At 65.6% G+C, this 20291-nt stretch carries 19 protein-coding genes and 2 tRNA genes; 15 read left to right on the forward strand and 6 right to left on the reverse strand.

Annotated elements, in window-relative coordinates; genetic code table 11:
• The first annotated feature begins 6 nt into the window (after positions 1 to 6).
• The 5 genes from AB4Y63_RS03145 (at position 7) to AB4Y63_RS03165 (ending at position 4809) form a co-directional block, all read left to right on the forward strand.
• On the forward strand, positions 7 to 1866 hold the full coding sequence (locus AB4Y63_RS03145) for a glycoside hydrolase family 13 protein (RefSeq protein ID WP_441789576.1): 1860 nt from the start codon (positions 7 to 9) through the stop codon (positions 1864 to 1866).
• A gap of 152 nt (positions 1867 to 2018) precedes the next feature.
• On the forward strand, positions 2019 to 3596 hold the full coding sequence (locus tag AB4Y63_RS03150; protein ID WP_441789577.1) for a carboxylesterase/lipase family protein: 1578 nt from the start codon (positions 2019 to 2021) through the stop codon (positions 3594 to 3596).
• Between the two features lie 221 nt (positions 3597 to 3817).
• Positions 3818 to 3889 (forward strand) — tRNA-Thr (locus AB4Y63_RS03155).
• Between the two features lie 37 nt (positions 3890 to 3926).
• Positions 3927 to 4000, forward strand: a tRNA-Met gene (locus AB4Y63_RS03160).
• 254 nt (positions 4001 to 4254) lie between these two features.
• Positions 4255 to 4809 carry a hypothetical protein gene (locus tag AB4Y63_RS03165; RefSeq protein ID WP_441789578.1) on the forward strand — a complete coding sequence of 185 codons (555 nt, stop codon included), beginning with the start codon at positions 4255 to 4257 and terminating at the stop codon, positions 4807 to 4809.
• 152 nt (positions 4810 to 4961) lie between these two features.
• Here the strand turns inward: AB4Y63_RS03165 and AB4Y63_RS03170 are convergent, their stop codons facing one another.
• The 4 genes from AB4Y63_RS03170 to AB4Y63_RS03185 all read right to left on the reverse strand — a co-directional run bounded on the left by AB4Y63_RS03170 (position 4962) and on the right by AB4Y63_RS03185 (position 8163).
• Positions 4962 to 5348, reverse strand: coding sequence for a DUF2255 family protein (locus tag AB4Y63_RS03170; RefSeq protein ID WP_441789579.1), 387 nt, complete (start codon positions 5346 to 5348; stop codon positions 4962 to 4964).
• Between the two features lie 97 nt (positions 5349 to 5445).
• On the reverse strand, positions 5446 to 6894 hold the full coding sequence (locus tag AB4Y63_RS03175) for an MFS transporter (RefSeq protein WP_441789580.1): 1449 nt from the start codon (positions 6892 to 6894) through the stop codon (positions 5446 to 5448).
• A 358-nt stretch (positions 6895 to 7252) separates the two neighbouring features.
• A complete protein-coding gene (locus AB4Y63_RS03180) occupies positions 7253 to 7867 on the reverse strand; it encodes a hypothetical protein (protein ID WP_441789581.1) in 615 nt (204 codons plus the stop codon).
• 110 nt (positions 7868 to 7977) lie between these two features.
• Positions 7978 to 8163, reverse strand: coding sequence for a DUF1918 domain-containing protein (locus AB4Y63_RS03185; protein WP_441789582.1), 186 nt, complete (start codon positions 8161 to 8163; stop codon positions 7978 to 7980).
• Positions 8164 to 8463: 300 nt separating this feature from the next.
• Between AB4Y63_RS03185 and AB4Y63_RS03190 the strand changes: the two genes are divergently transcribed.
• The 6 genes from AB4Y63_RS03190 to AB4Y63_RS03215 are packed head-to-tail and all read left to right on the forward strand — an operon-like array spanning position 8464 to position 12564.
• Positions 8464 to 8967: a methylated-DNA--[protein]-cysteine S-methyltransferase gene (locus AB4Y63_RS03190; protein WP_441789583.1), complete on the forward strand. Its 504-nt coding sequence runs from the start codon at positions 8464 to 8466 to the stop codon at positions 8965 to 8967.
• Positions 8968 to 9024: 57 nt separating this feature from the next.
• Complete coding sequence (locus AB4Y63_RS03195) at positions 9025 to 9648, forward strand: RNA polymerase sigma factor (protein ID WP_441789584.1); 624 nt, start codon at positions 9025 to 9027, stop codon at positions 9646 to 9648.
• Positions 9649 to 9667: 19 nt separating this feature from the next.
• A complete protein-coding gene (locus AB4Y63_RS03200; protein ID WP_441789585.1) occupies positions 9668 to 10288 on the forward strand; it encodes a methylated-DNA--[protein]-cysteine S-methyltransferase in 621 nt (206 codons plus the stop codon).
• Positions 10285 to 10947 carry an alpha-ketoglutarate-dependent dioxygenase AlkB family protein gene (locus AB4Y63_RS03205; RefSeq protein ID WP_441789586.1) on the forward strand — a complete coding sequence of 221 codons (663 nt, stop codon included), beginning with the start codon at positions 10285 to 10287 and terminating at the stop codon, positions 10945 to 10947. Before AB4Y63_RS03200 ends, AB4Y63_RS03205 begins: the two co-directional genes overlap by 4 nt.
• A gap of 31 nt (positions 10948 to 10978) precedes the next feature.
• Positions 10979 to 11626 (forward strand): DNA-3-methyladenine glycosylase I, encoded by a 648-nt coding sequence (locus tag AB4Y63_RS03210; RefSeq protein ID WP_441789587.1) that lies wholly within the window; start codon positions 10979 to 10981, stop codon positions 11624 to 11626.
• Positions 11623 to 12564: a DNA-3-methyladenine glycosylase 2 gene (locus AB4Y63_RS03215; RefSeq protein ID WP_441789588.1), complete on the forward strand. Its 942-nt coding sequence runs from the start codon at positions 11623 to 11625 to the stop codon at positions 12562 to 12564. The genes AB4Y63_RS03210 and AB4Y63_RS03215 overlap by 4 nt, the downstream gene beginning before the upstream one ends.
• 68 nt (positions 12565 to 12632) lie before the next feature.
• Here AB4Y63_RS03215 and AB4Y63_RS03220 read toward each other — a convergent pair whose 3' ends face one another.
• Both AB4Y63_RS03220 and AB4Y63_RS03225 read right to left on the reverse strand, forming a co-directional pair.
• Positions 12633 to 13586, reverse strand: a complete 954-nt coding sequence (locus tag AB4Y63_RS03220) for an ornithine cyclodeaminase family protein (RefSeq protein WP_441789589.1) — start codon at positions 13584 to 13586, stop codon at positions 12633 to 12635.
• The gene (locus AB4Y63_RS03225) at positions 13583 to 14614 is read right to left on the reverse strand and encodes a proline racemase family protein (protein WP_441789590.1); all 1032 of its coding nucleotides are present in this window, start codon (positions 14612 to 14614) and stop codon (positions 13583 to 13585) included. Before AB4Y63_RS03225 ends, AB4Y63_RS03220 begins: the two co-directional genes overlap by 4 nt.
• An 81-nt stretch (positions 14615 to 14695) precedes the next feature.
• Between AB4Y63_RS03225 and AB4Y63_RS03230 the strand changes: the two genes are divergently transcribed.
• The 4 genes from AB4Y63_RS03230 (at position 14696) to AB4Y63_RS03245 (ending at position 20291) form a co-directional block, all read left to right on the forward strand.
• On the forward strand, positions 14696 to 15364 hold the full coding sequence (locus AB4Y63_RS03230) for a GntR family transcriptional regulator (protein ID WP_441789591.1): 669 nt from the start codon (positions 14696 to 14698) through the stop codon (positions 15362 to 15364).
• 239 nt (positions 15365 to 15603) lie between these two features.
• Positions 15604 to 17370 (forward strand): ABC transporter substrate-binding protein, encoded by a 1767-nt coding sequence (locus tag AB4Y63_RS03235; protein WP_441789592.1) that lies wholly within the window; start codon positions 15604 to 15606, stop codon positions 17368 to 17370.
• A 90-nt stretch (positions 17371 to 17460) separates the two neighbouring features.
• A complete protein-coding gene (locus AB4Y63_RS03240) occupies positions 17461 to 19347 on the forward strand; it encodes a dipeptide ABC transporter ATP-binding protein (RefSeq protein ID WP_441789593.1) in 1887 nt (628 codons plus the stop codon).
• A complete protein-coding gene (locus AB4Y63_RS03245) occupies positions 19344 to 20291 on the forward strand; it encodes an ABC transporter permease (protein ID WP_441789594.1) in 948 nt (315 codons plus the stop codon). Before AB4Y63_RS03240 ends, AB4Y63_RS03245 begins: the two co-directional genes overlap by 4 nt.

The following is a 20291-nucleotide window of genomic DNA, read 5'->3' on the forward strand; positions in this document are numbered from 1 at the left end:
CCACCCATGTTGCAGCCTCACCACGATGGATCGCCGGTGTACGTGTCGACGCAGGAGCCCGCGCTCGGCGACCTGGTGCGAGTGCGGGTGCGCATCCCGCACTCGTTCGGGCCGGTGGCCTGGGTGCGCACGCGATCGAACCCGAACCGTGAGCCCCGCTTCGCCGCGGCATCCGTCGTGGCCACGCAGCACGGCTGGGACTGGTGGGAAGCCGAGGTCGAGGTAGAGAACCCGGTGCACGGCTATCGGTTCGTGATCGAACTCGGCGACGGCGCGCGGTGGTGGCTGAACGCGTCGGGGCTGCACGACATTGAAACCCTTGATTCGGAGGACTTCAAGCTCGTGGTCGGTGCCGCGGCACCCGAGTGGGCGGCCTCGAGCGTGATGTACCAGATCTTCCCCGACCGGTTCGGGCGATCGGTCGCCGCCGACGACAGGGAGTTGCCCGAGTGGGCCATCCCGTCGGCATGGGGCGACCCGGTCGATGAGAACCTGACGACCCGTGGGCAGCAGTTCTACGGTGGCGACCTCGACGGCATCCGGGAGCACCTTGACCACCTGCAGCGCCTCGGCGTCACCCTGATCTACCTCACCCCGGTGTTTCCCGGTGGGTCGAATCACCGCTATGACGCGTCGAGTTTCGACGAGGTCGACCCGTTGCTCGGCGGCGGCGATGCGTACGTCCGCCTGATCGAGGCCGCGCACGAGCGCGGGTTCAAGGTGATCGGAGATCTGACCAGCAACCATTCCGGGGACCGCCACGAGTGGTTCGTTGCCGCCCATGGGCATCCGGATGCCGCCGAGAGCGACTTCTATTACTGGCGCGACGCCGAGAACGAGGGTTACGAGTCGTGGCTGGGCGTGTCCAGCCTGCCGAAGTTCAACTGGAACTCGGAGGAGCTCCGCCGCCGGTTCATCGAGGGGCACGACTCGGTGGTCGCCCGCTGGCTCGGCGCCCCCTTTCATCTCGACGGCTGGCGCATCGACGTGGCGAACATGACCGGCCGGCTCGGCAACGAAGACCTGAACGCCGAAGTGCGTCAGACGATTCGGCGCACCATGCTCGAGGTGAACCCCGACACGATTCTGCTCGGTGAGTCCACGAACGACGCGTCGGGTGATTTTCAAGGTGATGCCTGGCACGGCGCAATGACCTACGCCCCGTTCACCCGGCCGCTCTGGAGCTGGCTCAGTGAGCCGGGCAGCCCCGCCGAGGGCGGTATCGGCTTCGTCGACGGACGGGTGCCCGAGTACACCGGCGAGCAGTTCTGGCGGGCTCATGTTCGTTTTGCCGCCGGGTTCCCCTGGCGCACGCGGCTGGCCACCATGAACGCCCTCGACACCCATGACACCCCGCGGTTTCGCACGAGCGCCCGACCGGGAACGGTGCCGGTTGCCCTCGGACTCTCCGTCACGCTGCCCGGCATCCCGGTGGTTTTCGCGGGCGACGAGTTCGGTCTGGTCGGTTTCGACGGTGAGCAGTCGCGCACCCCGATTCCCTGGGAGACGGTTGACGACCCCACGGTCGCGGCCACGATCGAGCTCTACTCCTCGCTCATCCGGCTGCGCACCCAGCACCCGGCTGCCCGAGCCGCGCTGAACGGTGGCGGCATCCGCTGGCTGCACGTTGGCGACGACGCGGTGGCGTTTGTGCGCGAATCGGCCGAGGGTTCGGTGCTTATTCTCGCCGCCCGGGCCGGGGCGACGGTGACGTTGTCGGGGCAGGCAATCGGGGGAGCGGACGTGGCCGAGCCGCTCGTCGGCGGGGCCGAATTGACGGTGTCGGCCGGGGACATCCGCCTCACCGCCGGTGGTCCGTCGTTCACCGCGTGGGCGCTGCCGGGCATCAATGTGTCGACGTCGTAGTAGTCGGCTGTGAACGACGTTCACTCTGTATCAAGCTCGTAACAATGTGGATTCCTCGCAACATAGTGAAAACCGATCAAAGCACGGGTTAGTAACGTGTCGGGAAGTGTCGGAAATCACGACAGTTCACTACGAGGAAGTAGAAATCAGCAATGCGATCAGAGATGAAACGCAGGATCGCGACGGTGGCGAGTGTCGCTGCTGTGGCAGCGCTCCTCCTCAGCGGATGCGCCACCGCCGACCCGGCTCAGGGCAGCAAGCCGGCCGCCGGGGCGACGATCAAAATCGAACAGGGTTCGTTGACCGGCGCTGCCGCGACGGGCACGATCGAATACCTGGGCATTCCCTATGCCAAGCCTCCGGTCGGCGACCTGCGGTGGCACGAACCCGAGGCACCCGAACCGTGGGCGGGCGTGCTCGACGCAACGAAGCCCGGTCCGGATTGCCCGCAGACGGTGAACGGCGACTCCGACGGATCACTGAGCGAGAACTGTCTTTACCTGAACGTGTACTCGCCGGACAAGCCGAAGAACAAGAAGCTGCCCGTCGTGGTGTTTTTGCATGGTGGCGGCTACACCGGCGGCACCCCGAACATTTATGATGGTCGCAACTTTGCGGCGACCGGTGATGCTGTCGCAGTCATCCCCGCCTACCGGGTCGGACTGTTCGGCTTCTTCGCCTCGCCGGCCACGGCTGCCGAGAGCGAATTCGGAGCTCAAGGAAACTGGGGAATGCTTGACCAGCAGCAGGCGCTGCGTTGGGTGCAGGACAACATCAACGCTTTTGGCGGCGACCCCGACAACGTCACTATCGTGGGCGAATCCGCCGGCGGAGGGTCGGTCTGCTTCCAACTCGCTTCACCGACGGCGAAGGGGCTTTTCGACAAGGCCGTGATTCAGTCGATGGCGTGCGGTCTCGGCGACACTCCCGCCGACACAACCGCCTATGCAGCCCAGTGGGGCTGTGCGGCGGATGACGCGGCCTGCCTCCGTGCGGTTCCCGCATCGACAGTCGTCGGATCAGCGTCGGGATTCGGGTTCGCACAGCCGGTCAGTGGCGGGCCAGACCAGCCGGTTGATGTGCTTGCGGCCGCCGCCGCCGGCACCCTGGCCGATGTTCCGCTCATCGTCGGTGTCACCCGCGACGAATGGATCGGTTTCGAGTCGGGCAGCTACCCGCTGGCGCCCGCAGACTACGAGGCCCGTATCGCCGGAGAATTCGGCCCGCTCGCTCCGAAGGTCTTGGAACGTTACCCCGCCGACGCCGGGGAAGACCCGATCTTCCCGTTGGGTTGGGTGCACGGCGACGCCGGGTTTGCCTGCCCGACGGTCGTCGGCGCCGACACCTTCGCGAAGGCCGGCAACTCGGTGCACTTCTATGAGTTCGCTGATCGCACCGTGCCGGGATGGCGCTCGCTGGGAGACCCCTTCCCGCCGTCGACGCTGGAGCTCGGAGCGACCCACACCACTGAACTGCAGGGTCTGTTCAACTACACCGCCGCGCAGCGTTCGCTGAACGATGAGCAGCGTGCCCTCGGCGACCAGATGGTCTCGCTCTGGCTGTCGTTCATGAAGACCGGCGAGCCGACGCTCAAGGGCGCACCCGAATGGAAGGAATTCGGGGACAAGCGTCAGATTCTCGAACTCAAGACGAAGTCGGCCGGTGGCCTGAAGATGATCACCTCGTTCGAGAAGTCGCACAACTGCGATCTCTGGAACAACCTCGGCTAGTTCGGCGGAGGAGTGAACGGGGGTGGCGATCATGATCGCCACCCCCGTTTCGCATGCCGACGGCATCCGTTGCCGGTAGTCCATCCTTCACCGCGTGGGCGCTGTCGGGCATCAATTTGCCCGAGTTCGGCCCCGAAGGCGCCGAACGGTCATTTGAGGGTGCGAAGTGATGATAATCTCTATGGGTTGCCGAAATTCGGGCGCAGTTCTTTTGGAACTTTGCCCCCTTAGCTCATTGGTAGAGCACTTCCTTGGTAAGGAAGAGGTAGTGGGTCCGATTCCCACAGGGGGCTCAGGCTGGATGCAGGTTTAGGCTTGGGTCATAGTCACGGCGGGGTAGCTCAGTTGGTTAGAGCACACGGCTCATAATCGTGGTGTCGCGGGTTCAATTCCCGCTCCCGCTACACATAAAGACCCTTTGACCAGGATTCCTCTCGGTCACAGGGTCTTTCTTTTTTGATCGGGTATTACCAAAGCTCCGCTCTATCGAGGCGTTGGCGAATGCCGTCTTTGGCCCCTATCGACCTGCGTAAAAGTGGGGCTATGCTATGTCCCGTTCGGTCAGCAGAGGTTCTCTCGCAAGCCGGACCCATTCAGGCGGGGGGCTGGGATGTGGGCGGAATCCGCTGACGGCGCGCGGCTGCGGAGAAACAGCCGCGTGCAGGGTCGGTTGTTCCTCGCCATTACCGTGGTTGTGGCTGGAGGAGCATTCGTTCTTCTGAGCATCTCCAGCGGTGCCGGCTTGTACATCCCGCCGAGGATCGCTCAGCTGGGGATCGGCACCTTCGACGGCATCAACATGCTCTTTCTCATCATGTGGGCGTGGATGTTCCAGCTCCTGAGCGTCAACGATGGGCTCCAGTACCAGCTCACATTGCGCAAGGCGCGGGTGCTGTGGAGCAGGGCGTCGGACGTGTGGGGCTTCATCGTCTTCACGCTGGTCGCGATCCTGTGGGGCGTCCTCGGTGTCCACACCGTGTTCGCCGGCCGTGCCGTGGATCCGACGTACGTGAACCGGCTGCCCTTCGGTGTGCCGGCCAGCTCATTGCAGCACGGCGTCGTTGAGGTGACGACCACGTACTTCGTCCTCGTGGGACTCGTGCTCGTGCTCATCGTGGTCACGCGCCTGTTCAATCCGATCGACTTCGACGAATACGAGCGCTACCTCCGCAGGGTCCTGCGCCAGCCGCCGCCTCGAACGCCCGTCCAGTAACCTCTCTCTTCGAAAGCCCCGGCATCCTGCATAGGACGCCGGGGCTTTCGTCATTGGTGGCCGCGCGAAATCATCATGCTGCGGCGAAACCGATGTGAAACTCGATGTTTTGGTGCGGAACATGCGTAAACGGGATGTTTTGGCGCCATGACTCAGGTGGCGGGAACGAGTCGCAGCGTCGTCGCCATCACCTGCGGACCGACGACGGTGCCGACGATCGCCGGCCCATGGCGGTCGTACTTGGCGTGGTACGCGGCGTCGATGGCCGCGTGCGTGTCGGCATCCGCGGCATCCGTTTCGAGAAACGCGACATCACGCTCGACGCCACCCGCACGGATGCGCCCGGTTCCGCTGGCCTGCGCCCGCACGAACCACGGGTTGTCTGGTCCATAAGCCGAGCGAACATAAATGTCGTCGCCGACCCGTGCAACCCAAATCGTCACGAACCGGCGCAGGGTGCCGTCGGCTCGGCGGGAGGCGACCCGCAACTCTTCGGCTTCGCCGATGCGCGTGAGCTCGTCGGGAGTCCAAGCGGTCATGGGGAGTCCTTTCGGGGCGCGTGAGCGAACGAACGCGACGGATGCTGCACGTCGCGAGTCGACGTGATGTGCGGCACGGTAGCACGCCGGGCATCGATTAGCCCGCGTGCACCAGCGCGTGCGCATCGCCCTGCGGCAGCAGCTCCGTCTTCGCTCCACGGATGAGCGTGGCGGCGATGATTGAAGCCAGAACCATGCCGACGGCGGCGGCGAGGAACGCTGCGGAGTATCCGTTGGTGAACGCCTCGAGCAGTGGCTTTCCGGTCAGGTCAGTAGTCGGCCCTGCCGTCGCTGCGTAGAGCGCGGTGAAGATCGAGAGGCCGATCGAGCCACCGATCTGCATGGCGGAATTGGCGGTGGCCGAGGCGGCGCCAGCATCGTGCGGGGCGACACCGCTGAGCGCGAGGTTCTGCAGGGGCACGAAGACGAAGCCCATGCCGAGTCCCATGACGATCAGGGCGGGCAGCACCTGAACGAAGTAGTTGCCGTCGGCCGTGATCTGGCTGAGGTAGACGAGCCCGGCGGCCACGACCAGTGGCCCGCCGATCATCATCGGGCGCGGGCCGATCGCCGGCAGGAGCTTCGTGGCGATCGGCGCGGTGATCATGATGGCGACGGTCATCGGCAAGCTGGCCAGGCCGGATGCGAACGGGGCCATGCCCAGCACGATCTGCAGGTGGAACGCCAGGTAGAGCAGGGCTCCGATCATCACGCTTCCGGTGACGGCCTGGATCAAGAACGCCCCGCCGCGCACCTTGTTCGCCACGATGCCAAGCGGAAGCAGGGGCTGGGCGACCCGTGACTCGATCCACACGAACAGCGCGAGAAGCAGGGCGCCCAGGGCGAGGAAACCGATGGTGTCGACGGATCCCCAGCCGCCCTCGGCGAGGCTGAAGCCATAGACGAGCGAGCCGAGGCCGAGCGTGACGGTGATCGCGCCCCACACGTCGTACCGGTTGTCGCCTTCGGCCTTGCTCTCGCTGACGAAGAGCACGCCGCCGATGAAGCCGAGGATCACGAAGAACACGTTCACCAGCAAGCACCAGCGCCAGTCGGCGAACTCGGTGAGCAGGCCACCGAGCAGCAGCCCGATTGCGGCACCCGTTCCGGCCACCGTGCCGAACACGGCGAACGCGGTCGCGCGGTCCTTGCCGTGCGCAAACGTCACGGTGAGCAAGGCGAGCGCGGCCGGCGCCAACATCGCCGCGAAGAGGCCCTGTAGGCCGCGCGCGGCAATGAGCTCTGTTCCGTTCTGAGCCAGGCCGCCGAAGACGGATGCCGCGCCGAAGCCGACCATGCCGACCAAGTAGGTGCGCTTGCGGCCCCAGTAGTCGGCGATTCTGCCGCCGAGAAGCAGCAGCGCGCCGAAGGCCAAGGCATACGCGGTAACTACCCACTGCCGCTCGACGTCGGAGAGTCCGAGTTCGAGTTGGGCCTGGGGGAGGGCGATGTTCACGATGGTGCCATCAAGAACGACGACGAGCTGCGTGAGGGAGAGCACGGCCAGGGCCCACCAGCGATTGGGCGTGCGACGAGGAGTGGACATGGAGAAACCTCCGGGTATCGAAAAGGATGCCGGAGGTTTCAAGCCTCGGACCGACGACGCATGTGCGTGTGCCGACCACTTTGGCCGCGTGGCCAAACAGGCTGTCAGTTTATCGCGTCTTCTGGGGTGAAAGGGAAAGCGTGACACGGATGCCGCCGGACGAGTGATGGAGGCCGGCCGTGGTATCCGCTTCGCTGACTATCGTGAATATCGGAGCAGCACGTCCCATTCGACGGAGATCTTTCGTGAATCCGGCCCAATTCGGCCAAACGCCCCCTGATCACGGTCGCGTCAGCAAAAATCTCCGTCGAATGGGGAAGCTGGCTGCTGGTTCCTGGTCGACTTTCTCGCCGCGAGATCAGACCAGCACCGGATAGGTCGCCAGAATCACCGCGCCGAAGACGGCGACGAATGCGGCCAAACTGAGCAGAAACCACCCCGCCCAGAGCAGCTTGTTGCGCCCCGACATCGCGGTGAAGAAGAGGACGAGAGCGAACAGAACGGTGAGAATCGCATAGTTGTCACCACGTTGATTGCTTTGCAGCGCCGTCTCGAACTTATGATCGGCCAGCTTCGAAAACTTCGCTGATTCCACCCGTCCATCCGGTACATAGCTCGGCTCATTGAACGGCGACTTCGTGTTCTCGCCCGCGATCTGCCAACTCGCGAACGCCACGGCAAACGCGGGGGTGAACCGGGCACTGACATAGTCGGCAAATGCTTGATCGCCGCGGGCCTTCGCATCCACCCACTGCGTGTAGATCGCTAGATCGGTCGACTCCGCAGCGCGCGCTACGTTCGCGTAGTCAAGCGATTGAACGCGAGCGCTCGAAGCCTGCGAGAACTCGATCGACATCTCGCCGCTCCACTTCGACGACTCGAACCCGCACCAGGCCGTCAGGATCGCCGTCACCGACAGCAGGAACACTGCGATGATCTCGCGCACCTCAATCGATCGTTCCTCGCGACTCATGTGCGGCGCGTGAGGCGCTCGAGGGGGAGCCGGCAGAGGAGACGCCGAAGGTGATGGGCTGGGCGCCTCGGCGAGCTCCTCCGGGTCGGGAGGAGGGGAATTCTCGGTCATCAGGCCTGATGTTCGACCACGAAGTCAGAGCCGGGGAACACCACTGTTTCGTGTCCGTTCTCGAATTTCACCAGGTAGGGCGGACCACCATTCTCGCCGCGCACCTCGACGATCTCGCCGTGTCGGTCGGGCGTCTCAACGGTCTTGCCGCGGATCACAATCCGATCGCCTGCAGTTGCTTGCATTTCAGCTCACCTCCGTACCGTCAGGCTACGCCGCCCGGCTCCGTCTGCCCAGGGTCGCATTCGCCGCCGACCTGCAGAAGTTCCTCGAGCGTCGCCGATGCCGCCGAGAATCGCCGCGCTATCGGCGAATCTCGGCGGGAGCGGCGATCTTCGGTGAGGGAGCGAGAACTTCGGATGACGCATCTCACGTTTGGTGTGCGGTCAGCGTCTTCAAGGTAGAACAGCGTCACATTCGAGAGAATGGGGGCGGAAGCATGACTGGTTGAACCACAGCTGATTCACGATTGACGGGAGCGAGGCATGAGCGTCTCACACAGCGTTATCGGCTCGCCGCTCGGCGAGCTCACGGTGGTGTCCGCGGAGAGCGGAGCCCTGGCCGCGGTGTACTTTTCCGAGCACAAGCATCGCCCGGATGCAGACACCTTCGGCCCGCGCGACGACGGTGCATTCGGCACGGTGACCACGCAGCTCGGTGAATACTTCGCCGGAGAGCGCACGGCCTTCGACCTGCCGCTGGAACCGGTCGGGAATGACTTTCAGCTCAAGGTCTGGGCGCTCCTCCGCGAGATCCCGTATGGGGAAACCCGCAGCTATGGGCAGCTGGCTGCCGAGCTCGGCGACCGCAACCTGTCACAGGCGGTTGGCGCGGCGAACGGCAAGAATCCGATCAGCATCATCGTGCCCTGCCACCGGGTGGTCGGCGCCGACGGCAATCTCGTCGGCTACGCCGGTGGACTCGACCGCAAACGGTTTCTGCTCGCGCTTGAAGAACCCGCCGAGGCGAGCCTTGACCGGCTGTTCTGATGCGCAGCAAAACCGCGCCGGCGCATCCGCTGCGCCGATCAGAGGCGCGAGCTGAGCATGCAACCCTTTGAACGAGTGGTCGCCGAGCACGGTGCAACGGTGTTGCGCGTCTGCCGCGCGGTGCTCGGGCCGGTCGATGCCGACGACGCATGGTCCGAGACTTTTCTGGCCGCGCTCCGGGCGTACCCAGCGCTCGCCGAGGGCGCGAACGTCGAGGCCTGGCTCGTGACGATTGCCCACCGCAAGGCAATCGACGTGACCCGGGCACGGGCGCGACTGCCGATCCCGGTCGACGCGCTGCCCGAGCGGGCCGCGACCCGTGGAGATCCCGAGGCGACCGATCACGACCTCTGGGCCGCACTGGCACTCTTGCCCGCCACGCAACGGCAGGCCGTCGCCTATCACCACGTCGTCGGGCTCCCCTATAAAGAGGTAGCCGAGATTCTCGGTGGCACGACGGATGCCGCGCGTCGGGCCGCCGCCGACGGCATCAAGACTTTGCGGAGGCGGCTCGCGGAGACCCATCCGCTGGTTGAGGAGCGAGCGCCAGCGAGCGTCTCGAAACCCCGCGATCCGACCTCCAGACTCGACCACAGTTCAGAGATCGGCTCGCCAGGTTTCGAGACGCGCGCTCCTTCGTCGCGAGCTCCTCAACCACCGGAACGGACCTCTCTCGCGTGACCTCGAAAGGACTGCTCCCATGACTACTGCTCACGACACCGCCACGACCGAATTGCTCGCACCGCTCCACGCCGCCGACCCGGCCGACCTCGACCGGCTGCATGCCGCGTTCGTCGCGGCGGCATCCGCCGAAGGCGACCTCGACGTGGCCTACCGCACCGTCGATTCGCCCGTCGGACTGCTGCTCCTCGCCGCGACCGAAGCGGGACTCGTGCGCGTCGCCTTCCAGCGCGAAGACCACGATGCCGTGCTCGAGCGACTCGCGACGGCGATCAGCCCCCGCATTCTGCGGGCGCCGGCCCGGCTCGACACCGTGGCCCGCGAACTCGACGAGTACTTCGCCGGCATCCGCCAACGCTTCGACCTGCCCCTCGACCATCAGCTCTCGAAGGGATTCCGGCGGAGCGTCTTGGCCCACCTGCCCGAGATCGGCTACGGCCAGACCGAAAGCTATGCGCAGGTGGCGCTCGCCGCGGGGAGCCCCCGCGCGGTGCGGGCGGTCGGCACGGCCTGCGCGACAAACCCGCTTCCACTCATCGTGCCGTGCCACCGGGTGGTGCGCTCCGACGGCTCGTTCGGCGGCTACCTCGGCGGCACGGAGGCCAAGCAACTGCTGCTTCACCTCGAGGGAGCGGCATGACCGACGCGCTCTTTCCCGCCGAACGCCGCGAGATCGCGCCCGGCGCCGTGCACGTTCCCGGCTGGCTCTCGCTCGACGAGCAGCAAGCGATCGTTGCCCAGTTCATGCAGTGGGCACGCGGTCCGGTGCCGATCCGTGCCGCGAAACTCCCCGGCGGCCACGAGATGTCGGTGCGCACCGTCTGCCTCGGCTGGCACTGGCAGCCCTACCGGTACACCCGGGAGGCCGGCGACGTGAACGGGGTGCGCGTGCTCGAGTTTCCGGACTGGCTGGCCGATCTCGGTCGGCGCGCGGTCGCCGAAGCCTTGAACCCGCAGGCCGCAGCCGCGTACCATCCGGATGCGGCACTCGTGAACTACTACGACGACACCGCGAAGATGGGAATGCATCAGGACAAGGACGAACTCGACGACTCCCCGGTCGTCTCGCTCAGCATCGGCGACAGCTGCAAATTCCGTTTTGGGAATACAACAGATCGCGGCAAACCGTACACCGACCTGGACCTTGAGTCCGGTGACCTGTTCGTGTTCGGCGGACCAAGCCGGTTCGCCTTTCACGGCGTGCCCAAGGTCTATCCCGACACCGGAAGCCGCGCCACGGGCCTCGCACGCGGCAGAATTAACATCACGATGAGGGTAACGGGATTGCCCGTCGAATGACCATCAAGCAAGTGACGGGACTGTCAGACCAATGACCACGATGAACGAGGATGCCACGGCACCGGTGTCGACTCCGGCCGGCGTGGTGCGCGGTGACGACGGACTCCTCCGCCCGACCTGGGCCGCGACCGACCCGCTGATGCGCGACTACTACGACACCGAGTGGGGCGTGCCGGTGCGTGACGAACACGGGATGTACGAGCGGATCAGCCTGGAGGCTTTCCAAGCCGGGCTGTCGTGGGCGACGATCCTGAAGAAGCGGCCGGCCTTCCGCGCCGCATTCGCCGACTTCGATCCCGACCGGGTGGCCACCTTCACCGACACCGACGTCGAACGGCTGATGAATGATGCCGGCATCGTGCGCAACCGCCTGAAGATCGCCGCGGCGATCACCAACGCCCGGGCGACCATCGCGCTCCGCGCCGAGGGCGGACTCGTCGACTTCGTCTGGTCGTTTCAGCCGGCCGAGACTCCGGTTCCGGTCACCTACGCGGATGTCCCCACTCAGTCGGTCGAGTCGGTCGCCCTCTCAAAGGGCCTGCGGGCGAAGGGCTTCGCGTTCGTCGGTCCGACCACGATGTTTGCCCTGATGGAAGCCATCGGCATCGTGGACACCCATTTGGTCGACAGCCATCGCCGTGGCAGCTCCGGGGTCTGGAACTCGGCCGGACGATCGTGAACACTCACGTCAGCCTGCCGGTCGACGAACCTCTCGACGCCGCGTCGATGCTCGGATCACTGGCGTTGCACGCGATTCCCGGGGTCGAGGTCACCGATCGCGCGGCGGGCACCTACCGCCGGCTGTTGCCGACGGTGGCGGGTCCGCGCCCGGTGACCGTGACGATTACTGCTCACGCGGTGCTGGTTGAGGTTGACGATCAGGGCGTGGAGGATGCGGGCGTCGGCGCGGTCGATGCCGACCGGCTCGACGATACCGATCCCGCCGCTCCCGCCGATCTCCTCCGTTTCGTGCGCCGCTGGCTCGACCTTGACGCCGATCTGGCGGCCGTACGCACGGTCCTCGGCAACGATTCGGTGATCGGACCATTGCTCGAGGCGCGACCGGGCCTGCGGATCATCGGCTACCCCGACGGCTTCGAAGCCGCGGTGATGACGGTGCTCGGCCAGCAGGTGTCGCTCGCCGCCTGCCGCACCTTCGGCGGCCGGGTGGCCGAGGCCTGGGGGAGTGACGGCCCCGGCGGGCTGCGGCTTTTCCCCGATCCCGAGCGGCTGGCCGCGCTCACTCCCGACGAGCTGCAGCAAGGAATCCGGGTGACCGGCGCCCGGGCGCGCACGGTTCAGGCACTGGCCGAGGCCTGCGCCGACGGCTTGCAGATCGCTCCCGAGAACGACCACACCGACATCCGTCGCCGACTGCTCGCTCTGCCGGGAATCGGCCCGTGGACGGCCGACTATCTGGCGGTGCGCGCCCTCGGCGACCGCAACGCGTTCACGCCGGGTGATCTGGTCTTGCGCCGTGCTCTCGGCGGCATCTCGGCGAAGGATGCCGCGGCGCGCGCCGAATCGTGGTCGCCCTACCGTGCCTATGCGCTCTGCCATCTCTGGGCGTCGGACCCGTTTTTGGCCGCGTTGCCCGTCGCCGAGCGCCGAGTTTGACACTTGCGGTCGAGTTGCCCCGGTAGAACAGGGCAACTCGACCGGAACTCTCAAACTCGGCGACGTCTCTAGCCGGCGCGGAACACCTCGGCCGCGATGACGAGGTCTTCCCACGACATTCCCGAGCTCTTGAAGACGCGCGGTCGGCTGTGGTCGACCGCCACCGATTCGGTGATGACGTCGCGCATCGGTACCAGGGCGTCGGCGGCGATCGCACCTTCACCGATCGGGATGATCAGGTCGCCCGCCTCGCGCAGCGCGACGGCGATGTCCTCCACCACGAGCTGCGCACGGTCGACGAGAGCCGAGGGCAGCTCGCGGGCGTCGGGCTCGTGGGATCCGACGGCGACGGTGCACGAGTCATCCGGCACGAGCGCTCCGTCGAACACGGGCGTGCGGGCCGTCGTCGCGCAGACGATCAGCTGGGCGTCGCGCACCGAATCCGCCGTGCCGACGGTGGCAGTGAGGCCGCCGGCACGCACGCGATCGGCCAGCGCTGCAGCGCGCTCCTGATTGCGTGCGACGATCGAGACCCGACCGATCGAACGGATGCCGCGCATCGCCTCGATATGACCCCAGGCCTGCGGCCCGGATCCGAAGACGACGAGGTGTTCGACGGTTGCCGGGGCGAGCAGGTCCGCCGCCGCCGCCGAGACCGCCGGCGTGCGGAGCGTCGTCAAGGCCGTGCCGTCGATCAGCGCGATCGGGCTGAGGGTCGTGGCATCCATCAGGAGGTACACGCCCTGAATGCGCTCGAGACCGAGGTCCGGATTCCCCGGCGCGACCGTGGCCACCTTCACCCCGACGAATTCACTCGACTGGGTGGGCATCAGCAGTAGTTGTCCGGCGGTCAGATCGAGGATGCCGCGGCTGAAGTCGGTCGCCGGGTCGAGGCCAGCACGGAGGTCCCGCTGAATCGCACGCGCGGCTCGCTCGAAATCGACACGGGCGAAGACCTCCTCGGCAGAGATCCAGGGCAGCGGCGAGGGGAAGGAGGGGAGTGCGGGGGCTGCGGAAGTCACAGGATGAATCCTGTCGCAACCGGGTCGTTCGCATCCAGGATGAAGGTGTGTTCGCCCGTCTTGTAGGCCATTCCCTCGACGGTCGGAACCACGGAGCCGTGAATCTCATTCTCTGGGGCGCCGTTGTCGACGGCGCGCGCGCGGCCGATGAACTGGCTGCCCACGATCGAGTCGTGGGTGAGCGCCTGATCGGGTGCGAGCCGGCCGGAGTCCGCGAGAAGGGCGATCCGGGTGGCTGTGCCCGAGCCGCAGGGGGAACGGTCGACGCGCCCGTCGGCGAAGACGGTGACGTTGCGTTGGTGCGGGCCGTCGGCGGTGTCGCCGAGGTCATCGAAGATGATGGTTCCGTAGATGCCGCTCAGGCGGTCATCGGCAGGATGCTCGGCGAACGGGCTGTCATTCAGCGTCCACTTGATCTCGCGCCCGATGGCGAGCAGTTCTTCATAGTTGTCCTGGGTCACGGTGAGGCCGAGCGACGACGCTTCGACGCAGGCGTAGAGCGCCCCGCCGAAACCGATGTCGGCCTGCACGCGGCCGCGCGACGTCTCCACATCGACGGCTCGGGCGACCGGGTAGGAGACCACGTTCTCGAACACCACACTGGTGACGATCCCCGCGATCTGACGCACGTGAGCGACCACGCGCCCTGACGGCACGTCGATGGTCACCGGGGTCACCCCGTCGGGTTGCGCGGCGACGAGGCCGCTCTGCACGGCCCACACGCCGAGTGCGATCGTGCCGTGACCGCAGGCCGTTGAGAAGCCGTCGTTGTGCCAGAACAGCACGCCGAAGTCGGCGCCGTCGTCGTCGGGCGGAACGATGAAGCAGCCGTACATGTCGGCGTGACCGCGCGGCTCCCGGCAGAGCAGTTGCCGCACGGCGTCGATCTCCGCCGAGTTCTGAGCCACAACCCGCCGTTCGGCGACGGTTGCGCCGCTGATTTCGGGAGCGCCGTCCAGTACTATTCGAAAAGGTTCACCGGCGGTGTGGTAATCGATGGTCCGGACCGGCTTTGTAATATGGCACATATCATGATGCTAGTGAGTAGCTTTCCATCCCGCGAGTAGCGCGGGCAAAATTTCAGCAGACAATGCGAGGGAGAGGATCCCATGGCTCCTTCAGCCATTCACAAAGTGGAGCAGGTCTCGAGCCTGCGTGACCGCATCGGCGAGTCGCTCTCGGCCGCCATCATCTCCGGCGAGCTCGCGCCCGGCACGCTCGTCTCGGTTCCGAGCCTCGCAGTGCAGTTCGCCGTCTCGGCGACCCCGGTGCGCGAGGCGATGCTCGATCTGGAGCAACGCGGCTTCGTCACCTCCGTGCGCAACAAGGGTTTCCGCGTCACCGAGGTGAGCGAGGGTGACCTGCGCGAGATCATCGAGCTGCGCCAGCTGCTCGAGGCGCCGGTCATGCGCTCCCTCGCCGCGGACTTCCCGCTCGACACAATGCCGCACTGGCGTTCGCTCGCCGCCGAGATCTCGACGCACGCCGAGCAGGCGAACCTCTCCGGCTTCATCGAGCGGGACCGCGACTTTCACCTGGGCCTGCTCGCCCTGCACGGCAACGAGCGTTTGGTGAGCGCAGTTCGCGAACTGCGACTGCAGACCCGCATGGTGAACCTGGCGAAAATGACCCAGAGTCACGAGCTGCCCGAATCGGCGAAGGAACACCACCTCATGCTCGATTTGCTGGAGAGCGGAGATGGAGCTGCGCTCGAGGAGCTCACCATCGACCACCTTGAGCACATCATCGGGTGGTGGGCTGTAGCCGGCGACGCCTGATCGGTCGCACGGCCTATCGCACTGCCCGTCGCACTGCCCGTCGCACGGCCCGTCGCACGGCCCGTCGCACGGCCGATGGTTCGGCTGTTTTCGCGACCCAACGCCCCGCTCCTCGTTCGGCATTTCGCGCCTCGCACGAAATACCGATTGTGGTACGGCATTAATAATATGTAGTATGTCACCCACTACAGGCTCCCTTCGTAGCGTCCAAGTACAGCGAAGTATTGATTGGGTGACACATGAAAACGAAACGTTCCACCACACAAGCGGTGGCACTGATTGCAGCGGCGGTCCTTTTGGGCACGACGGCGTGCAGCACCGCAACGAGCAGCACCTCCTCCGATAAGCCGGCTACCGCAGGCGGCACCCTCAAGGTGCTCGGTGCCGGCGACGTCGACCACCTCGATCCCGCACTCGCGGCCTACGTGCCGACCACGAGCGTGATGCGTGCGGTGAGCCGACAGCTGATCAGCTACAAGACAGTCGATGACGCCACCGAACGAATCGCCCCGCAGGCCGACCTCGCAACCGAGGTGCCCCAGCCCACGAACAACGGCCTGACCTACACGTTCACCATTCGCGACGGTGCGAAGTGGGACGCCCCTGACGGCGCGCGTCAGATCGTGTCGGACGACTTCGCCCGCGGGCTCAAGCGTCTCTGCAACCCGCTGCAGTCCAGCCCGATGTTGACCTACTTCAACGAGGCGATCGAGGGGATGAAACCCTTCTGTGAGGGGTTCGCATCCGTTCCCACCGATGCCCCCTCGATGAAGAAATACATCGAGGACACCCCGGTTTCGGGCATCAAGGCGATCGACGACAAGACTCTCGAAATCGACCTGGTGAGCCCCGCCGGCGACTTCCTGTACATGCTGTCGCTGAACAACGCGTCGCCCGCCCCGGTCGAGGTTCTCGACTATGAGCCGGATTCCCCCGACTACCGCTCCAACTTCATCTCCAGCGGCCCGTACACGGTCGACAGCTACACGCCCGACAAGGAGCTGAAGCTCAAGCGCAACCCGGCCTGGGATGCGAAGTCCGACCCGCTGCGCGCGGCCAACGTCGACGCCATCGACGTGACGTTCGGCCTCACCGCGGATGCCATCACGCAGCAGCTGCAGGCGGGCTCCGCCGACATGTCATTCGACATCACGCTGTCGCCGGCGCTGATTCAGCAGTTGAAGGCCGCCAACGACGAGAAGCTGGTCAGCGTGGCGAGCGGCGCGGTCAACCCGTTCATTTGGATCAACACCAAGACCAGCAACAACGACAGTGCACTGCAGAACCTCAAGGTGCGTCAGGCACTGCAATACGCCGTCGACAAGGCGGCCGTCGTGCAGACGCTCGGTGGCCCGGATGTCGCCGCAGTGCAGAACGGCATCTTCGGACAGGGTGTGCTCGGCCAGCACGACTTCGACCTGTACCCGAGCAAGGACTCCAAGGGTGACCCGGAGAAGGCGAAATCGCTTCTCGCCGAAGCCGGCTACCCGAACGGCCTCGCACTCAAGATGCCGTACCGCACCAAGGACCAGGAACCGCAGATTGCCCAGACGATCCAGGCCAGCCTCGAAAAGGCCGGCTTCACCGTTGAACTCGTGCCGGTGAACCCGAGCGACTACTACTCGAAGTTCCTGACCAACCCGGAGAACACCGCAGCCGGCATGTGGGACATCGCCCCGGTCGGTTGGACTCCCGACTGGCAGGGCGGCGCGGCACGCTCGGTCTTCCAGCCGCAGTTCACCTTCACTGGTACGCCGCAGACCTACAACTACGTCGACTACAACAACGACGAGGCGAACGCTCTGGCCGCCCAGGCCATCCAGTCCACCGATCCCGCCGAGATTGCGAAGCTCTGGGGCCAGGTCGACGAGAAGGTGATGACGGATGCGATCGTGATCCCGATCGCCTCGCCCCGGGCGAACATCTACCACAGCGACCGTGTGCAGAACTTCATCCCGTACGCACTGAGCGTGCAGGGCGACTGGACGAACGTCTCGCTGAAGTAACGGTCTGATCCGGCGGTGGCCGGCGCCCAGAGGGGCCGGCCACCGCCATCCGTTCATCCCGATGCAGCTCTGCGAGTGAAAGAGGCTCCAATGCCAGTTCTTGACGTGCGCCATTTGAATGTGCGCATCCCCACGGAGGACGGCGTCATCCACGCCGTGCGCGACGTGTCGTTCTCCGTCGAAGCCGGTGACTTCTTCGGCATCGTCGGTGAATCGGGCTCCGGCAAGAGTGTGATGGTGCAGGCGATCATGGGGCTCGTGCCGGGCGCCGAGATCACGGGGGAGGCCTACTTCAACGGGCGCGACCTGCTGCTGATGAAGTCGGAGGAGCTGCGTCAGATCCGCGGCAAATCGATCAGCATGATCTTCCAAGACCCACTCAGCAGCCTGCATCCCCAGTTCACCATCGGCTGGCAGATCACCGAACAGATTCACACTCACACCCGCGTCAGCCGCGCCGACGCGAAGGCGCGCGCGATCGAGATTCTCGGCAAGGTCGGCATCCCCGACCCCGCGGTGCGCTTTGACGCCTACCCGCATCAATTCTCCGGCGGCATGCGGCAGCGGGTCATGATCGCGATGGCGCTCGTGTTGAACCCGGCACTGATCATCGCCGATGAGCCGACCACAGCCCTCGATTCCACGGTGCAGGCCCAGATCCTCGAACTGCTGCACGAGATGCAACTCGAATTCGACACGACCATCCTGATGATCACCCACGACCTCAGCGTGCTCGCCACCGTCGCGAACCGGATGATGGTCATGTATGCCGGTCACCGCCTGGAAATGGGTCCGGCCCGCGAGGTGTTCTCCGCCCCCGCGCATCCGTACAGCGCCGGTTTGCTGCGCTCGTCGCCCGCAAACTCGCAGCCCGGCGTCGCGCTGGTCCCGATCGCCGGTCGTCCGCCCAGCCTGCTCGACCCGGTGCAGGGCTGCGTCTTCGCAGCGCGCTGCCCCGATGTGATGACGCAGTGTTGGAGCGAACGACCGCCGCTCCGCCACTACGACAACGGCCTCGAGGCCAGCTGCTGGCTCACCGACGCGCCGTCGGAACCGACGCGGGGCACCTCGTTCGATCTGCCGGACGACCTTCCGATCGAGTCGCTCGATCCGAACACCACCGAGCTCGCCACCCCGATCGTGCAGGCGAGCGGAGTCGAACTCTTCTTCCGTAATAAGAGCACCCGCACCCAAGTGCAGGTGCTCAACGGAATCGATCTGACGATGTATCGCGGTGAGACCCTCGGCTTGGTCGGTGAAAGCGGATGCGGCAAGTCGACACTCGCCCGCGTCATCGCCGGTCTCATCCCGGCAACGTCCGGCACCGTCACGCTGGCCGGGCATGACCTGTCCACGGTCAACCACGACCAGTGGCGCCAGCTGCGCCGCGAAATTCAACTCGTCTTTCAGGACCCGTTCGGATCGCTCAACCCGCGTCGGCGGGTCGGCTCGATCATTGGGGATCCATTCCGGATCCACAAGATCTCCTCCGGCGCGAAGCGCAAAGCCAGCGTGCAACAGCTGATGGAACTCGTCGGGCTCAACCCGGAGCACTACAACCGTTTTCCGTCCCAGTTCTCGGGCGGTCAGCGGCAACGCATCGGCATCGCCCGCGCCCTGGCCCTGAACCCGTCGATCATCATCTTCGACGAGCCGGTTTCCGCCCTCGACGTGTCGATTCAAGCCCAGGTGTTGAACCTGATGAGCGACCTGCAGAAGGAATTCAATCTCACCTATCTGTTCATCTCACACGACCTCGCGGTGGTGCGGCATGTCTGCGACCGGATCGCGGTGATGGACCACGGCCAGATCGTGGAACTCGCCTCGGCTGAGGCGCTCTATTCGAATCCGCAGCACGACTTCACGAAGCAACTGCTGGCCGCCTCCGCTCCCGGGCCGCAGCTCAGTGCGCGTGCGCCGCGGGCGCTTCTCGGGTCGGCCACCGGTGATGACACCCTGATCGGAAGCCGCTCATGAGCATCCTCAAGACTCCGAAAAAGGCAGCGGAGGCGGCGAACCTCGCGCCCGTCACCGTTGTGCAGCGCGGTTCGCTTGCGCTCACCTTTCGCCGACTGCGCCGCGACCCCGGCAGCGTGATCGCCTTCATCTTCATCGTGATTCTGGTGCTGTTCGCCGTCGGCGCTCCGGTGATCGCCGCGCTCACCGGGCACGGTCCCAACGAGCAATTCCGGGAGACGGGCCTCACCCCGGCCGGCATCCCGGTCGGGCCGGGAGACGAGTTTCTCTTCGGAACGGACCAGCTCGGTCGGGACGTGCTGGTGCGGCTGGCCTACGGCGCCCGGATCTCCCTGGTCGTCGGCGTCGTCGCCTCGATCGCCGCGGCGACGATCGGTGTCGTCGTCGGGCTTCTGGCCGGCTACTTCGGCAACCGCACCGACACGGTGCTCTCCCGAATCATGGACCTCGTGATGAGCGTTCCGTTTCTGCTCGCAGCCATCGCACTGGTTTCGGTACTCGGCCCCAGCCTCGCGCTCAGCATCAGCGTGATCGTCTTCTTCACCTGGACCCCCATCGCCCGGGTGATCCGGGGCCAGGTTCTCGCGCTCAAGCAACGCGAATTCGTCGAGGCGGCGCGTTCCCTCGGTGCCGGACATGTCTCAATCATGTTCCGTGACATCCTGCCCAACCTGATGGTGCCCATCATCATCTACTCGACGCTGATGATCCCCAGCGCCATTGTCTTCGAGGCGACGCTGTCGTTCCTCGGCATGGGCGTGGTGCCGCCGACCGCGAGCTGGGGCGGAATGCTCTCCGAGGCCGCCGGCAACTCGATCTACCTGGCTGCACCCTGGCTCGTGATCATCCCGGGCCTGGCGCTGTTGTTCACCACTCTCGCATTCAACATCCTGGGCGACGGCCTGCGCGATGCCCTCGATCCCCGAGCCGCAAGGAAGGCCTGA

The sequence above is a fragment of the Leifsonia sp. YAF41 genome, from assembly GCF_052113185.1.
GTDB lineage: Bacteria > Actinomycetota > Actinomycetes > Actinomycetales > Microbacteriaceae > Cryobacterium.

Coding starts and splice junctions, on each gene's coding strand:
- AB4Y63_RS03205 (WP_441789586.1), top strand. CDS start 10,285: ATGACCGACGCGCTCTTTCCCGCCGAACGCCGCGAGATCGCGCCCGGC.
- AB4Y63_RS03195 (WP_441789584.1), top strand. CDS start 9,025: ATGCAACCCTTTGAACGAGTGGTCGCCGAGCACGGTGCAACGGTGTTG.
- AB4Y63_RS03225 (WP_441789590.1), bottom strand. CDS start 14,614: ATGTGCCATATTACAAAGCCGGTCCGGACCATCGATTACCACACCGCC.
- AB4Y63_RS03190 (WP_441789583.1), top strand. CDS start 8,464: ATGAGCGTCTCACACAGCGTTATCGGCTCGCCGCTCGGCGAGCTCACG.
- AB4Y63_RS03200 (WP_441789585.1), top strand. CDS start 9,668: ATGACTACTGCTCACGACACCGCCACGACCGAATTGCTCGCACCGCTC.
- AB4Y63_RS03180 (WP_441789581.1), bottom strand. CDS start 7,867: ATGAGTCGCGAGGAACGATCGATTGAGGTGCGCGAGATCATCGCAGTG.
- AB4Y63_RS03210 (WP_441789587.1), top strand. CDS start 10,979: ATGACCACGATGAACGAGGATGCCACGGCACCGGTGTCGACTCCGGCC.
- AB4Y63_RS03235 (WP_441789592.1), top strand. CDS start 15,604: ATGAAAACGAAACGTTCCACCACACAAGCGGTGGCACTGATTGCAGCG.
- AB4Y63_RS03240 (WP_441789593.1), top strand. CDS start 17,461: ATGCCAGTTCTTGACGTGCGCCATTTGAATGTGCGCATCCCCACGGAG.
- AB4Y63_RS03245 (WP_441789594.1), top strand. CDS start 19,344: ATGAGCATCCTCAAGACTCCGAAAAAGGCAGCGGAGGCGGCGAACCTC.
- AB4Y63_RS03170 (WP_441789579.1), bottom strand. CDS start 5,348: ATGACCGCTTGGACTCCCGACGAGCTCACGCGCATCGGCGAAGCCGAA.
- AB4Y63_RS03175 (WP_441789580.1), bottom strand. CDS start 6,894: ATGTCCACTCCTCGTCGCACGCCCAATCGCTGGTGGGCCCTGGCCGTG.
- AB4Y63_RS03230 (WP_441789591.1), top strand. CDS start 14,696: ATGGCTCCTTCAGCCATTCACAAAGTGGAGCAGGTCTCGAGCCTGCGT.
- AB4Y63_RS03150 (WP_441789577.1), top strand. CDS start 2,019: ATGCGATCAGAGATGAAACGCAGGATCGCGACGGTGGCGAGTGTCGCT.
- AB4Y63_RS03185 (WP_441789582.1), bottom strand. CDS start 8,163: ATGCAAGCAACTGCAGGCGATCGGATTGTGATCCGCGGCAAGACCGTT.
- AB4Y63_RS03145 (WP_441789576.1), top strand. CDS start 7: ATGTTGCAGCCTCACCACGATGGATCGCCGGTGTACGTGTCGACGCAG.